Consider the following 14673-nt stretch of genomic DNA (forward strand, 5'->3'; position numbering starts at 1 on the left):
CAATCTGATTTTTGTTTAAGAGATTGTATTAAAAAATGGAAGCGAAGCCAAAGGGGTGATGGCCACGCTTCCCTGAAACAATTATACTTCTTCCAATGCAAAGGGCAGCTTGCGAATGCGTTTACCGGTCAAATCGAATATAGCATTGGTCAATGCTGGTGTGAACGGTGGCAATCCGGGTTCGCCCACGCCGCCCGCTTTCTCGTCGTTGTCTACCACGTGCACTTCTATTTCGGGTGTGTCGATGATGCGGGGCATTTTGTAGGTGTTGAAGTTTTGTTCAACCGCCTTGCCGTCTTTGAAATGGGTAGCGTGCACGGTGGCTGCTCCCAGCGCCATGATCACGCTGCCTTCCACTTGTGCGCGAATGATGTCGGGGTTCACATACCAGCCGCAGTCCATCACCGCCCACACTTTGTCGATCTTCACTTTGCCGTCGGCTTTCTTAGACACTTTCACCACTTCGCCCACGATGCTCGAAAAACATTCGGTGATGGCCACGCCATAGCCTTCGTTTTTCTTGCGCGTTTTCCAGCCTGTCACTTCTTCCAGTTTAGTGATAAGGGTCTGATAACGCTCGTTGCCCAAATGCTGACGGCGAAAATCCAACGGATCTTTTCCAGCTTCGTGTGCCAGTTCGTCCATAAAACTTTCGAACGCAAAGCCGTTGGTAGAGGCATACACCGAACGCCACCACATCACCGGGATGGGCACATCGAGCGGCACGTCGGAGAAGCTGTAGTGTGGTATGCTTTCAAAATACGGTTCCAAAAATCCTTCTGTGGTGCTGCCGAGATAGGAATCTTTTTGAGCACCGGGCCACTGGTGGTCCATGTCTTGTCCGGCAAGCTTTGCCTTGAAAGCGCTGATGCTTCCGTTCTTCACGCCGCCGGCACATTGGTAGACCATGCCCGGACGGAACGGTCCCTGTGTGGTGTCGTCTTCGCGTGTCCACACCACTTGCACAGGAGCCTTGATGACTTTGGAGATGACGGCCGCCTCGTGTGGATAGTCCATGAATGCCTTGCGGCCAAAACCTCCGCCAAGGAATGTCATGTTCACGATTATTTTTTCTTTGGGTAAGTCCAGCAACGGGCTCAGCAAATCCTGCACCCAGTCGGGTCCTTGAATCGGGCCCCAGATTTCCAGTTTGTCGTCCTGATAGTGTGCCGTGCAATTGACGGGCTCCATGCAGCTGTGCGATTCGTAGGGAGTTTCATAGACGACGTCAAGTTTTTTGTCGGCCTTCTCCACGGCAGCGGCAAAGTTGCCTTTGGTTTTGAACGAGAGTCCTTCTTTTGTTTTGAGGTCGTCGTTCATTTTGGCGTATAGCTGTTCCGTGCTCACGTGGTCGAAGCCGGTGTCGTCCCATTCCACTTTCAAAACTTTCCGGCCTTGCATGGCGGCCCAGGTGCTGTCGGCCACCACGGCCACTCCTTCGCGGAGGGTGTTGAACACACTCATCTTCACGGCGAGCACGTGTTTCACGCCGGGCACTTTTTTGGTTTCGGTGTCGTCGAAGCTTTTCACTTTGCCCTGGAAGCGCGGGTTGCGTTCCACCACCGCATAGAGCATGCCCGGCAGTTTTTTGTCCAGACCAAACATGGCGGTGCCGTTCACCTTCATGGGGGTGTCCTGGCGCGGCATGGGCTTGCGCAGAATTTTATAGTCTTTCGGATCTTTCAGTTTCACCGCGGTGGGAGGTGTGAGCTTGGAGGCCTCGGCCACCAGTTCGCCATAGTGAAATTTCTTGCCGGAGGGTTTGTGAATCACGTGGCCATTTTCGGCATAACACTCCGCTTTGGACACGTTCCATTTTTTGGCCGCTGCTTCCACCAGCATTTCGCGTGCTGTGGCGCTGAGGTTAAGAAGTTTTTTATAGGTGCCGCGCACGGTGGAACTGCCGCCCGTGATCTGGCTTCCGTATTTGGCGTTGTTGCCTTGTGCAAACACAATGTTCACCTGGTTGAGGTCCACTTCCAATTCTTCGGCAATGATCTGCGGCACGGATTGAAACGAACCTTGCCCCATTTCAGAACGGTGGTTGGTGATGGTGACCTTGCCGCTGGTGTCGATCGAAATCCAGGCGTTGAGGTCGATGCCCAGGTTCTCGGCGGTGTCGAGTGTCACCACGGATGCTTCCTTGGCGTTGGCCGGAAAATAGAAGCCCACGGTGAGGGCGGCCCCGGCCAGGCTCGACAGCTTCATGAAATCTCTGCGCGATAAATTTTTTGTTTCCATGGTGTGGGTGGTTTATTTGGCAGAAGCTTTCTGAGTCATCAATTGTGAGGCGGTTTTAATGGCCTTGCGAATGCGCGGATAGGTTCCGCACCGGCAAATGTGACCTTGCATGGCCGCGTCGATATCTTTGTCGGTAGGGCTCGGGGTTTTCCTCAGCAGCGCGGTGGCCGCCATGATCTGGCCCGACTGGCAATAGCCGCACTGCGGCACCTGTTCTTGTATCCAGGCTTGTTGCACGGGATGGGTGTTGTCGGCAGAAAGGCCTTCGATAGTGGTGATGTCCTTGTTGGCCACGGCCGACACGGGGATGGAGCACGAGCGCACGGGCGAGCCGGCGAGGTGAACGGTGCAGGCGCCGCACTGGGCGATGCCACATCCGTATTTTGTGCCGGTCAGGCCGGCCAGGTCGCGAATGGCCCACAGCAGAGGCATCTTCGGATCGGCCTCGAGGGTGTAGGTCTTGCTGTTGATTTTTAGGGTTATGGATGCCATGCAAATAAATGGTTTGGGAGAGAAGTAAGTTACAAAGAACACCAACAAGTTTGCACCAAAAACCGCGTAGAAGGATTCTGAATTATGGCAAATGAAGCTTTTGCCGCCCCGGTGCAACTGGCATCCTACGAACAACAAAAATCGCATGACAAAAAGCATGCGAAAAAAGGCAGGTTTGGGAGGGCCGTTTGGTCCGGGACTAGCACAGAAATTGCAAGGGGTGTGTGGCACTCCGGGACGGGATCTGTTCAGTCTGTCGCCCGGAATCAACAGCCCGGGAAATGTAATTTCAGGATTTGAAGAAAAGAGAAGAGTTTAGTAGAAAAATACAAGATGATATGAAAAGGAAAGAAAGCATGACCCTTTTTGCATTGATCACCCTATGCGCCGGGGTTGCCTTTGCGCAACAGGGTGTGAACCTCGAGGTGGTTGTAAAAAACGTGAAAGGCACAAAGGGCAACATTCGCGTTGGCCTGTTCACCAACGAAGAGTCCTTTCTTAAAACCCCGGCCGAAGGCAAGATCGTGAAGGCCACCGAAGGCACTGTGACCGTGCAGTTCACCGACCTCAACCCCGGCGACTATGCCATCAGCGTCATCCACGACGCCAACGAAAACGGCAAGCTCGATTCCAACGGACTGGGTATCCCCAAAGAAGGCTTTGCTTTTGGCAACAACGCCATGGGATCGTTCGGACCACCGTCGTTCGAAAAAGCCAAGGTTGCCGTGACCGCCGAAAGCCTCACGTGTACGGTGGACATGAAATATTACTAGAAGCGAATCAGGTCCGTGTCCACGGGTGTGTAGCCGAGGTGTCGGCTCATGGACAGTACTTGTCCCTTGTGATGAAATTCATGCGTGAGCACGTGGGTGAGAATAGCCAGCGGCGTGGTGTTGATTTCTTTTTCGGGGCGGTTGAGGGTGATGTGCAAGGGTGCACTCCAGTTGTTGTCGAATGCGTTGAAACAGTCTTCTACTAAGCGATCCACCTGGCGATAGAGCACTTCCACATCTTGCATGGTGTTGGCTTCTTCGGGTTTGAAAAAGGCGACGTTCCGTTGCAGGGTGTTGTGACCAATCCAATACAAGTACACGTTGGCGACATGCACCAGCAGGTGACGCATACTGCCATGGCCAAAGCTTTCGAGGGTGGCTACAAAATCGTTGGGCGACACGTCTTCACAGTATTCGAACAGCGCGGCGCGGGCGCCGCGCGTGAGTTGATATTGTTGCCGGAGTGTTTCGGTGGTTGTCATCTATCGTAGCGTATCGCATGAGGCCAGCACGCGCGAAACCTGTTGCACTTCGACGATGCCTTTGGTGCGTCCCCATGAATTGTAAATGTAGGTGGCAATTTCGGCAATCTCGATGTCGGTGAGGGCGGGTATGGCCGGCATTTTTTTGTTAAAGCTTTTTCCGTTCACCGTAAGCTCACCTTCTTTCCCGTTGCGCATCAAACACAACACGGCACTTTGATTCGCGTCCACATAGTCCGACACGTTGAGTGGCGGATACAAGCGGCCCAGTCCGGTTCCGCTTTGCTGATGGCAGTTGCTGCAGTAGGTTGTATACAACTCTTTCCCATGAACATAATACTGCTGAAACTTGGGCGAGCCTTCGGCCATCACGTCTGTTGTCTCGGCGGGTTTGCTCGAACATCCGAACCAGCACAAGCAAGCAGCCCAGGTCATTCCTATAAAAAAACGCTGCCAGACTGCGCGGCAAACATGGCCTGAACACAGCACGTTTTTTCGTGCGTTGAAACCGGGCGTGCTACTTCTCATATTCTTTTTCCAGTCGTTTAATGTCGGCCATCAACCGATTCACATCTTCTTCTTTTGTGCCGTCATATTTTCCGCGAATTCTTTTTTCTTTGTCGATCAACAGAAATGCGCCGCTGTGAATGAAGCCGTCGGTTTCGCTTTTGTCTTCCAGCGCCGTGGCAAAATAGCTGGTCTGCGCGATCTTATAGATGTCTTCCTTCTTGCCGGTCACGAAGTGCCACACATCGCTTTTCACACCAAGTCGATCGGCAAAGTCGTGAAGCAACCCTACTGTGTCGTAGGTGGGATCGATAGTGTGTGAAAGTAGTCTTACCTGCGGATCGTTTTGAATAGAGTCATACACCCGCAGCATTTGTGTTTTCATGATCGGGCAAATGGTGCGGCAGGAGGTGAAGAAGAAATCCGCCACATAGATTTTGTCTTTGAAGGTGTCGTTTGTTACCGACGCGCTGTCCTGATCGACAAATGCGAAATCGCCGATGGTATGGTAGACGGTGTCTGTGCCTTGCACATCGCGCTCGCCAAAGATGGGAAGCGGTTGTTCTTTCTTTTGGATGCAGGAGGTCAGCACAACGAAGCAAACAAAAAACACGCGGCCAATGACTGAGGCTGAACGGACTAAGGAAATGTTAAGGTTCATTTTTTTATGTTTAAAGAGTATGACGTTGGCGTGGTGTGAGACGCCTGACTATGATATTTTTTATGTCGAAATGTATTATTCATGCTTCCGGTACCTCTTATAAAGCCTGATGCCAAGGGTGATGGCGATGATCACGCCCAGCAGGCCCGTCAATCCCCACACCATGCTCAGTGCGCTTTTCAACACAATCAGAAACACGATGCTGATTAGGAATAGGGTTGACACTTCGTTCCAGAAGCGCAGTTGCTGCGACGAATAACGAACCACGTCGTTTTTCAGTTGCTTGAATATATAGTGAAGGGAAAGGTGATAGGCATACAACAGAAAAACTAGCGTGAGCTTGATGTGCATGAAGCCCATCTTCAGGAAGGCGGGTTGACTGATGAGCAGCGATGTGCCCATTACCAGCGTGACCACGGCCGAGGGCCATGTGATGGCGAACCACAGCCGCGACGCCATCATTTTCAATTGTTTCAATAATATGGATTTCTCAGGCTCCGGCTTGTCGTGGGCTTCGATGATGTAGACGAACAGCCGGGGCATATAGAACAGACCGGCAAACCACGTGACAACAAAAATGATGTGAACCGCTTTGAGGTAGAGAAACGCCATAGGGCAAAAGTCACCACCAAACACACAGCGATCAATACCTTTCTTGCTTTTTTTATGCGAGGACAATCGCGTCGCCTACGGCCACAGTGGCGTGATCGACGGTGAGCACGTTTTGCCCGAAGTAGATCTTGTTGTCGCGTTTGCGATAGGTGGCCAGGGTGCGCAGGGGTTCGGCGCCTTTCACGGCGGTGTCCTGGTTCACGGTGGTGAGCACGCAACGGGCGCAGGGTTTCGCGCCGATGAACCGGGTGGTGCCCACGGTGAAGTGTTTCCACGTGTCTTCTTCGTAGGGCTGTCCGCCCGTAAACACAAGGTTAGGTCGGAACCTGTTCATGGGGAGCGGCTCGGCCAGGCGTTGGTTCAGGTCGTCGAGCGAGCTTTGGCCAATGATGAGCAGGGGGAAGGCGTCGGCCAGGCTCACATGGTCCTGGGGTGTGGCATAGCCAGGGTCGACCGGGCGGGCATTGTCCTCAGGGAAATAGACCAACCGGCAGGGCATTTCCATGCGCTCAGAAAACCATTGGCTAACGTGCGCCGACACCTCAAAGGCGGTCACGGTATCGTCCCATACCGTGACGGATAGGGGTTGGGGAATGTAGTCGGGGTGAAGATCGAGCGAAAGAACGTCGCCTTTAAAATGTATGGTGAGGTGATGGTCGTCGATTGACTGTTTAAACAAAGCCATGACGGGATGTACACGTTGGGTCAGGAACTTTCCTTCGAGGTCCACCAGCATCCAGCGACGGTCATGCCGAAGGCCCTTTTTTTCGACTTCGGCGTGTTGCAGGCGGATGCCCCCAAGCGATTTGACAGGGTAGATCCAGATTTCACTTAGCGTGAGATGAGGCATGAACTTTTCCGTTTATTTTTATGCTAACTTAAAAACAAGTTATCGTTCTATCATTCCCGCGAGGGCCGAGAACGAAACTATTTACGTGAACGACCCCTGAAAGTTGATCTTGTAAAGCATAAAATTTGATACAGACTCCATGTCCAATACAGCTGCCCTCTGGTATTTCGAAAGCACCAATCTTTATAAGATCCTTTGCCCGCACAAGGTGAAACGCATGGCCGATAACCATGAGTTTGTGACCTTCAAACGATCGCAGTTCATCTACATGCCCGACGACTCGGCCACACACATCTACATGATTGTGAAGGGGCGGGTACGGATTGGTCATTACCTTGAAGATGGTTCGGAGGTGGTGAGCGCCATTCTTACGTCGGGAGAAATTTTTGGTGAGCTGGCCCTGGCCGGTGAAGAGAAGCGCAAGGACTTTGCGCAGGCTTCGGATGAGACCGTCATCTGCCCGCTCACCATCAACAGTCTGCAGGAGCTGATGTATGAGAATCGCGACCTGAGTTTCAAGATTCTGAAACTGATCGGCCTGCGCATCATGAAACTGGAACGCAAACTGGAGCTCCTGGTTTTTAAAGATGCCCGCACCCGCATCATCGAATTTCTGAAAGATGCAGCTGCCTGGAAGGGCAAGAAGGTGGGCTACGAAACACTCATCCCCACCCAACTCACCCACAAGGACATTGCCTGTCTCACAGGAACATCGCGCCAAACCGTGACCACTATTCTCAACGCGCTCAAAGAACAAAACCTCATCAACTTCGACCGCAAGCGAATTCTGATCCGCGACCTCGACAACCTGAAGTAGTTCGGTGCTGAATTGACGGGCGCGTAGCATAGATTCTGCCTTAGGGTGTTCAGTGAATGTTATGGTTTTTCATTTCCGGAAAGCACAAGCCCTTCTTTCGGCACCCACTTGTCGTATTCCATGTAGGCCGCAGCTTCCTTCGCGGCGTTTTCGCCTTTCAGTTTTGCCACAAGGTGAAGCGCGCCGTCGATGCCGGCCGATATGCCTGCCGTGGTGATCACGTTTCCGTTGTCAACAAACCTCACGTCCGAAAGTACTTTTGTTTTGGGGAACGACTTGCGCAGGCCTTCGATGCTGAGGTGAAAGGTGGTGGCGGTTTTGTTATCGAGGATGCCGGCTTTGCCAAAGGCGAAGGCTCCCGTGCAAACGGAAAAGAAATAGTCGGTGTTTTTTTCGCGCGATTTTATCCACGACACTACGCTCTCGTCAAAGCCTTGCGAGGCGTTCCCGCCAAAGAAAGCCATCACGTCGGCTGCGGGGGCGTCGGCCATGCTGTAGTCGGGTAGTATCTTCAGGATGCCTTGCGAGAGGATGGGTTCTTTTGTTTTTGAAACCGTGAATACGTTAAATCCGGCATACGAAAACACTTCCATCGGTCCGGCAAAGTCCAGCACTTCAACGCCGTCTTGCAAGTAGAAACAAACCGTGATGGGCTTTCGCGACATTTCGGTTTTGCGCTCGGCGTGTGTTTGCTGCGCCAGCGTCATGCCACAATGTGGGCAAGGGCCGGGTTTGTCGAACACAAGGTCGTCGCACCCGCTGTGGCAGGGCGGACAGAAATAGGCGAGGTCTTTTGTTTTTGTTTGCGCCAGGGCAACGCTGGCGATAAGTGACAGGATGATGATAGCTTTCATGAGGGTTGTGTTATGTCCTCAAAGTAACATCACCCGGCGTTTTGCACGAAGGACATTCGCACGCAGAATCAGGACATCAGGTCAGAGGGAAGCGCTCCCGAATGTTTTTTGAGCAGGGTGCGCAGTTGATTGGTGCTTTGCAAACCACAGGCATGTGCCACGGTTTCCACTTTTTGATTTCCGCGAAGCAATTGCAGCGCGTGCTCCACGCGAAGTTTTTCAACGTATTGCCCGATGGTGATACCCGTGGTGTCTTTGAACAGCCGGGTCAGGTTGCGGCCGCTGGTGTGGATGCGTTCGGCCAGTTGATCGGCCGTGTGTTTTTTGTCGAGGTTGTGACTGAGCCATTCCTGCACGCTGTGCACGCGATCGTCGATGTGGTTGCGGTATTGCAGAAAAATGCTGAGCTGCGGATCGTCCTGGCCACGGCGCAGGTAGATCACCACCTCGCGGGCCACCGCGGCCGCGAAGCGTGTGCCATACAATTCTTCCAGGAGAAACAATCCCATGTCGATGCCCGACGCAACGCCTGCGCTGGAATAAAGATTATCCTGAAACACAAAGAGGCGGTTGGTGAGCACATTGGCTTTGGGGTAGCGTTGTTTCAGTACGTGCTGAAATTTCCAGTGTGTGGTGGTCTGCCGGCCGTTGAACAAGCCGGCTTCGGCCACGATGAAAGCACCCGTGCAGACCGAGCATATTTTTACACCGCGTGTATGCTGCGCGCTCAGCCAGTGGAGAAAAGGTTGAATGGATGCGTAAAAATCTTCGTCTGTCAGGTGATGCGATTCGAGGCCGGGCACAAACACGAGATCGCCTTCGCGGAGGGCCAGCATTTCAAAATTCTGGAGCTGTGCAAAGGCAAGACCACTTGAACTGGTTTCTTCGCCACGCTGGGCATAGACCGACGTGAACGCCAGCGTTAAGGGAGCACCATAGTCCATCGCCTCATAAAAAATATGGGCCGGGCCGCTCATGTCCAGCAGGTGAACCCGTGGAGGAATGACGAACACGGCTGTGACGGTTTGTGCGTGCGGGAATTTAAATTTCTCCATGGTGTGAAAGTACAAAAAGGAATGAAGGCAATGCATCCTCCCGGCATCGTGATATTTCTTTCGCGCAGAAAAGAAAAATCACAACCCTTGCGCTTCTGCCGGAGGAAATCCCTTATTTTCAAACGATACTTCATCCGCGCTCATCATGAAACAACTTTTTGGTATTGCCGCCATCGTCTGCATCACCTTTTTCGCAACCCCGACATTTGCACAACCCGCCTCCGAACTGCAGGCCTGGAAAGACCTTAAGTTTTCGATGTTCATTCACTGGGGCATCTATTCGGAGTTGGGTGGTGTTTGGGACGGCAAGCCCATTTCGCGCGGACTAAGCGAACAGATTCAGGCCCACGCCGGAATTTATAGCGACACCTATGCCGCGGTGGCCAAGCGTTTCAACCCCGGCAAGTGGAATGCCGACTCGGTAGTGTTGCTGGCGAAAGCGGCGGGCATGCGCTCCATCGTCATCACGTCGAAACATCACGACGGGTTTTGCATGTTTCAATCGGCCCACACCGACTTCGATGTGGTGGATGCCACACCCTACAAACGCGATGTGCTGAAGGAACTGTCGGACGCGTGCCGCCGGCATGGGGTGAGGTTTGGAATTTATTTTTCGCTGATCGACTGGCACTATCCCCAGGCATCGCCCATTTCCAGCCACAACTCCGACTACATCACCCCCGAACATCATGAGTATAACAAAAAACAAGTAACTGAACTTCTTACAAACTATGGCACGGTGTCGGAGCTGTGGTTCGACATGGGTTCGCAAAGCTTCGAGCAAAGCAAAGCGCTGCGCGACCTTGTGCACACGCTGCAACCCAATTGTTTTGTGAGCAGCCGCATCGGCAACGACATGGGCGACTTCACGGTGATGGGCGACAACCAGGAGCCGGACTATAGCATAGGGGTGCCGTGGCAATCGCCCGCATCATTCTTCGACGAAACGTGGGGCTATCGTTCGTGGCAGCAACGCGGCAGCGAAACCGACAAGTTCAACGAAAAACTGACCAGCCTCATTCGCGTGGCCAGCCGCGGCGGCAACTACCTGCTGAACATCGGCCCGAAAGGCGACGGCGCGGTGGTGGATTTTGAAAAACACGTGCTGCTGCAAATGGGCGCATGGCTTAAGACCAACGGCGAAGCAATCTATGGCGTGCAACCGGATCCTTTTCGTGTTCCGTTTGCCTGGGGAAGCATCACCAGCCGCCCCGACAAATTATATCTTCATGTGTTGACACCCCCGGCCAATGGCGCTCTGGTGTTGCCCGGCTTGAAGGGAAAAATAAAAAGCTCGTATCGCCTCCGCGACCACATTCGCGTGCAAACCTCGGAGAATGCCAACGGCGTGACGGTGAAGACACCCACAGGCACAACCGCGTTTGACGTGTTGGTACTGGAATTTAAAGACAACTACGCCATCGCGCCCGCGGTGGTGATAAAGGATGTTGATGGAAAAATAGTGTTGAACACGCACAACGCATTCAAATACTTTAGCAATTCCACCATTGATTACAACACACGCTATCAGAGCACGGTGAAAGAATCGTGGATGATGGGCACGTCGCAAAAAGCGTTGTATATGCAGTCGTTGTACTACACCAACCAGGAGAAAGGAAAAACCATCGACCTTTTGTTGAACGGAAAGGAATCGACGGTTGCACTGGAAGGAGGAGAACCTGTGCCGCTTCAGGTCGACCTTGCCGGGTTGGTATGGGCACCCACATTGGTGAGCGAAGCACAATGGTCTGGATTGGAATCTTCGCGCAAGGAGATAGAGCACGTTGTGGAGGGCATTGCATCGCGTGGTGGTGTTTCGAAGGAGGATGTTGTTCGATTTAAAAAAGAGACTGAAAAGCCCGGAGAGATCATCTTGCTCCCGGCCGAAATGCTGACGGCCTACTATGCCGTGCAGGAAATAACATCAACCAAAGAACAACCCCTGCTGGTAGAGATCACGGCGGGCGAAGGCGTGGTTGTGTTTGTGAACAACGAAGAACAATTGATACATCTTGCGCCGCACAAGGAAGAGCGCACAACCTACACCGTGCTTGTTCATTTGAAAGCCGGGAGCAACAGGATTGTGGTGAAGTTGTTTAATAATTTTCACAAGGAAATTCAATTCGCCATAAAGGCATCGCCCCAGCAAATCATCTATCGCAAGCAACTCGGTCCGGTCGAAATGAAACCCGGAAAGTTTTATGATGCCAGCTGGAGGCTTCACAATCCTGAGACGCAGCATCAAACGTTGTTGTTGCCGAATTTGTGGTTGGAGTCTGCCAGGGAGTAGGATTCGGAAGTCACATCACATCTTCCAATGCGTATGGCCCGAACGATATTTCGTCGGGCCAACGATATTTCGTTGGCTTCAGTAAAATAATCTTCTCTCACGGAACGGAATCAAGGTTTTTTATAGGCACTCTATTTGGGGAGCAGCGCTCATCATTGCTACCTAACCTTTTTACCTATGAGAAAAAATCTAATCTATGTGCTTTTGCTTGGCACGTTGTCTACCATGAGCCTGGCCCAGAGCCGGCAAGTTTCAGGAATCATAACCGATCAAACATCGGGCGCGCCCATTGCCGGTGTTAATATTCTGGCGAAAGGAAGCGCGACGGGAACAGCGTCCGACCCGGATGGAAAATTTGTGCTGCAGGTTCCCACATCCTCCACCGTGCTGGTGGTTTCTTCGGTTGGCTATTTTACCCGAGAGGTACCCATCGGCACGCAAGGCGAATTGACAATCACCCTCGAACCCTCCACCAGCCAGCTCGACGAAATTGTTGTGTCGGTGGGTCGAGGATCGCAACGCACCTTCACCGACACGCCATTGCCAGTTGACAACCTCACGGTGAAAGATCTGGCTAGCACGGGTCAGTTCACGTTCGACAAGGCGCTGCAATATCGCGTGCCGTCGTTCAGCACCGTGAACACACCGGTGAACGATGCCACCACGCTGCTCGATCCATACGAAATCAGAAACCTTGGGCCGAGTCGCACGCTTATCCTGATTAACGGCAAACGCAAAAATCTCAGTTCGCTGCTCTATGTGCAATTTGCTCCCGGACGCGGCGAAACGGGTGCCGACCTTTCCAGCATTCCGACCGATGCCATCAAGCGCGTAGAGATTTTGCGCGACGGTGCCTCGGCACAATATGGGTCGGATGCGATCGCCGGCGTGATGAACGTGATTCTGAAAGATAAATATGAATACACCACGATCAATGTGACGTCGGGCGTGACGAGCAAAGGCGATGGCGGCTCCTATGGTTTGTCGCTAAACAGCGGAAAGAATTTTGCGCGTGGCGGGTTCATCAACTATACCGTTGGCTTCAACCAGGCAAACACTGCCGTGCGCTCGGGCACGATTGATCTGCCAACGGAAATAGCCACCTTTGGCGATGCCTCTCAAAGTGCGACGTCACCAGTAAACCTTCCCATCACCAACTACTTGAAGGCCTACCCTACGGCAAACAACATCAACGGCACCGGAGAAACATCGGCCGCCAAATTTCTGATCAACCTCGGCATTCCCATCAGCGAGACGGGTCAGTTTTATAGCAACGCCGCCTTTGTGACCAAGAAGGTGAGAAGCAATGCGAACTACCGAACACCCTATTGGAAAAAAGACTATGGCCTGCTGCACACCGTGAACCCCAACGGTGTTGACTACACGGGCAGCACAGACCCTGCAGACATTGCTTTGTATAAAGGCTACATCGGCTATCAGCCAACCTTTGAAGGCGACCTGAGCGACTACAACGCCACGCTTGGTGTGAAAGACGAACGCGAAGGATGGGTCTATGATGTGAGTTTCACGGCGGGTGGCAATCAGCAATTGTATACGGTGAGCAACACGGTTAATCATTCGTTGCAAAGCGCGAGCCCCACGTCGTTCAAGCCGGGCGGCTACAAGTTCGGCCATGTGGTGGGCAACGTGGACGTCAGCAAAACATTCAACACCATCACGCTTGCTTTTGGCGCGGAGACGCGCAAGGAAACCTACATCATCATCGCGGGCGATGAAGCTTCCTATGCGGGCGAAGGTGCCAATTCGTTTCCCGGCATTCGCGCGGAAAACGCTACCACCAACAGTCGCTTTAACCTGGGTGGCTATGCAAACCTGAGCTGGGACATCATTCCCCAATGGCTTGTGGAAGGCACGGTGCGCGGCGAACGCTATAGCGACTTCGGCAATGCGTTTGTGTGGAAAGGCTCCACACGCTATAAACTTGCCGACGACAAAATTATTTTTCGTACGTCGGTGTCAACGGGATTCAGGGCGCCAACGCTGCACCAGATCTATGCGCAGTCCACACAAGCCTCGTCGGCCAATGGAACCATTGTGTTGTCGGGTCTATTCAACAACCGGAGCAAGGAAGCGTTTGCGTTGGGCATACCGTTGCTGAAGCCGGAGAAGTCGGTTAATTATACGGTAGGTGTTGGGTTGAATCTCACCGATAACCTGAGCATCACGCTGGATGCCTATGAGATTGACATTCGCGACAGAATTGTGTACAGCTCTTCCATAACGTCAAACGACCCCGGCACGGCGCTGGGCGAGATTCTTGCGAACGGTGGTTTGTCGAGTGTTCAGTTTTTCATCAACGGCATCAAGACAAAAACGCAGGGGGTAGATTTTGTGGCCAACTATAAAAACATCGCCGTCGGTGCGGGCAAGCTGGGCATCAACGTCGCTGGTAACTACAACCTGGCCAACAAAATCATCGGCAACCCGAACGATCCCGCCGCCATTCGCCAGGCCGGCGCAACGATTCTGAACACACAAGTGAAATCGCTGCTCACCGAAGGACGACCAAAGTATAAAATGATTTTGGGTGGCGACTATGCCGCGAACAACTGGAGTGTCGCGCTGAACAATACGCTGTTTGGGCCTACCGCCTTTCAGGACCTTGACAACGGCGGCGCCGTGATGCAAAACATCAAACAGAAATTTTCGCCTGCGGTAGTCACAGATCTCAACGTGGGCTACAACATCACGAAGAACATCATAGCTTCGTTCACGGTAAACAATCTTTTCAACGTGTTGCCAAAATGGAAACTGGAGGCGCTCAATGCTCAGGGGCAGACGGTGCTCAACGATGCCAGCTCGCGGAATCTGCTGGAGGGTTATCTCACATTTAGCGGCCGCTATAGAATATTGGGCTATAACGGTTCGCAGTTCAGCCAGCTGGGCACCACGTTCATGGGGCAGCTAACCTTTAAGTTGTGATCCGATGAGGATGTATTGAAGCACGTGCATTGCGCCTTTGTGGTCGTCGGATTTTCCTTTGACTACAGAGGCGCAATTTTTTGTAGGATGAATGCC

13 protein-coding genes are annotated in these 14673 nt (G+C 52.6%); 4 read left to right on the plus strand and 9 right to left on the minus strand.

The window, feature by feature from the left end; all coding sequences use genetic code 11:
- Positions 1-81 precede the first annotated feature (81 nt).
- A complete protein-coding gene (locus JI741_RS14295) occupies positions 82-2241 on the minus strand; it encodes a molybdopterin cofactor-binding domain-containing protein (protein ID WP_202010590.1) in 2160 nt (719 codons plus the stop codon).
- 12 nt (positions 2242-2253) lie between these two features.
- Positions 2254-2733, minus strand: coding sequence for a (2Fe-2S)-binding protein (locus tag JI741_RS14300; protein WP_202010592.1), 480 nt, complete (start codon positions 2731-2733; stop codon positions 2254-2256).
- Between the two features lie 338 nt (positions 2734-3071).
- On the opposite strand from JI741_RS14300, the gene JI741_RS14305 reads away from it, so the two are divergent.
- Positions 3072-3506, plus strand: a complete 435-nt coding sequence (locus JI741_RS14305) for a DUF2141 domain-containing protein (RefSeq protein ID WP_202010594.1) — start codon at positions 3072-3074, stop codon at positions 3504-3506.
- On the opposite strand, the gene JI741_RS14310 is transcribed toward JI741_RS14305, so the two are convergent.
- The 5 genes from JI741_RS14310 to JI741_RS14330 all read right to left on the minus strand — a co-directional run bounded on the left by JI741_RS14310 (position 3503) and on the right by JI741_RS14330 (position 6618).
- On the minus strand, positions 3503-3988 hold the full coding sequence (locus JI741_RS14310) for a DinB family protein (RefSeq protein ID WP_202010595.1): 486 nt from the start codon (positions 3986-3988) through the stop codon (positions 3503-3505). The genes JI741_RS14305 and JI741_RS14310 overlap by 4 nt on opposite strands.
- On the minus strand, positions 3989-4423 hold the full coding sequence (locus JI741_RS14315; RefSeq protein WP_202010597.1) for a c-type cytochrome: 435 nt from the start codon (positions 4421-4423) through the stop codon (positions 3989-3991).
- A gap of 82 nt (positions 4424-4505) precedes the next feature.
- On the minus strand, positions 4506-5156 hold the full coding sequence (locus JI741_RS14320; protein WP_202010599.1) for an SCO family protein: 651 nt from the start codon (positions 5154-5156) through the stop codon (positions 4506-4508).
- 75 nt (positions 5157-5231) lie between these two features.
- Positions 5232-5768, minus strand: coding sequence for a CopD family protein (locus tag JI741_RS14325; protein ID WP_202010601.1), 537 nt, complete (start codon positions 5766-5768; stop codon positions 5232-5234).
- Positions 5769-5820: 52 nt separating this feature from the next.
- Positions 5821-6618 (minus strand): MOSC domain-containing protein, encoded by a 798-nt coding sequence (locus JI741_RS14330; RefSeq protein WP_202010603.1) that lies wholly within the window; start codon positions 6616-6618, stop codon positions 5821-5823.
- Positions 6619-6757: 139 nt separating this feature from the next.
- Between JI741_RS14330 and JI741_RS14335 the strand changes: the two genes are divergently transcribed.
- A complete protein-coding gene (locus JI741_RS14335; RefSeq protein ID WP_202010605.1) occupies positions 6758-7435 on the plus strand; it encodes a Crp/Fnr family transcriptional regulator in 678 nt (225 codons plus the stop codon).
- Between the two features lie 59 nt (positions 7436-7494).
- Here JI741_RS14335 and JI741_RS14340 read toward each other — a convergent pair whose 3' ends face one another.
- Entirely contained in the window at positions 7495-8289 is a 795-nt protein-coding gene (locus JI741_RS14340; protein WP_202010607.1) for a DJ-1/PfpI family protein, read from the minus strand.
- A 68-nt stretch (positions 8290-8357) separates the two neighbouring features.
- A complete protein-coding gene (locus JI741_RS14345) occupies positions 8358-9344 on the minus strand; it encodes a GlxA family transcriptional regulator (RefSeq protein WP_202010609.1) in 987 nt (328 codons plus the stop codon).
- Positions 9345-9489: 145 nt separating this feature from the next.
- Here JI741_RS14345 and JI741_RS14350 point away from each other — a divergent pair, with 145 nt between their 5' ends.
- Entirely contained in the window at positions 9490-11634 is a 2145-nt protein-coding gene (locus JI741_RS14350; RefSeq protein WP_202010611.1) for an alpha-L-fucosidase, read from the plus strand.
- A gap of 177 nt (positions 11635-11811) precedes the next feature.
- Entirely contained in the window at positions 11812-14577 is a 2766-nt protein-coding gene (locus JI741_RS14355) for a TonB-dependent receptor domain-containing protein (protein WP_202010613.1), read from the plus strand.
- The last annotated feature ends 96 nt before the right edge of the window (positions 14578-14673 follow it).

The organism is Chryseolinea lacunae (genome assembly GCF_016735595.1).
GTDB lineage: Bacteria > Bacteroidota > Bacteroidia > Cytophagales > Cyclobacteriaceae > Chryseolinea > Chryseolinea lacunae.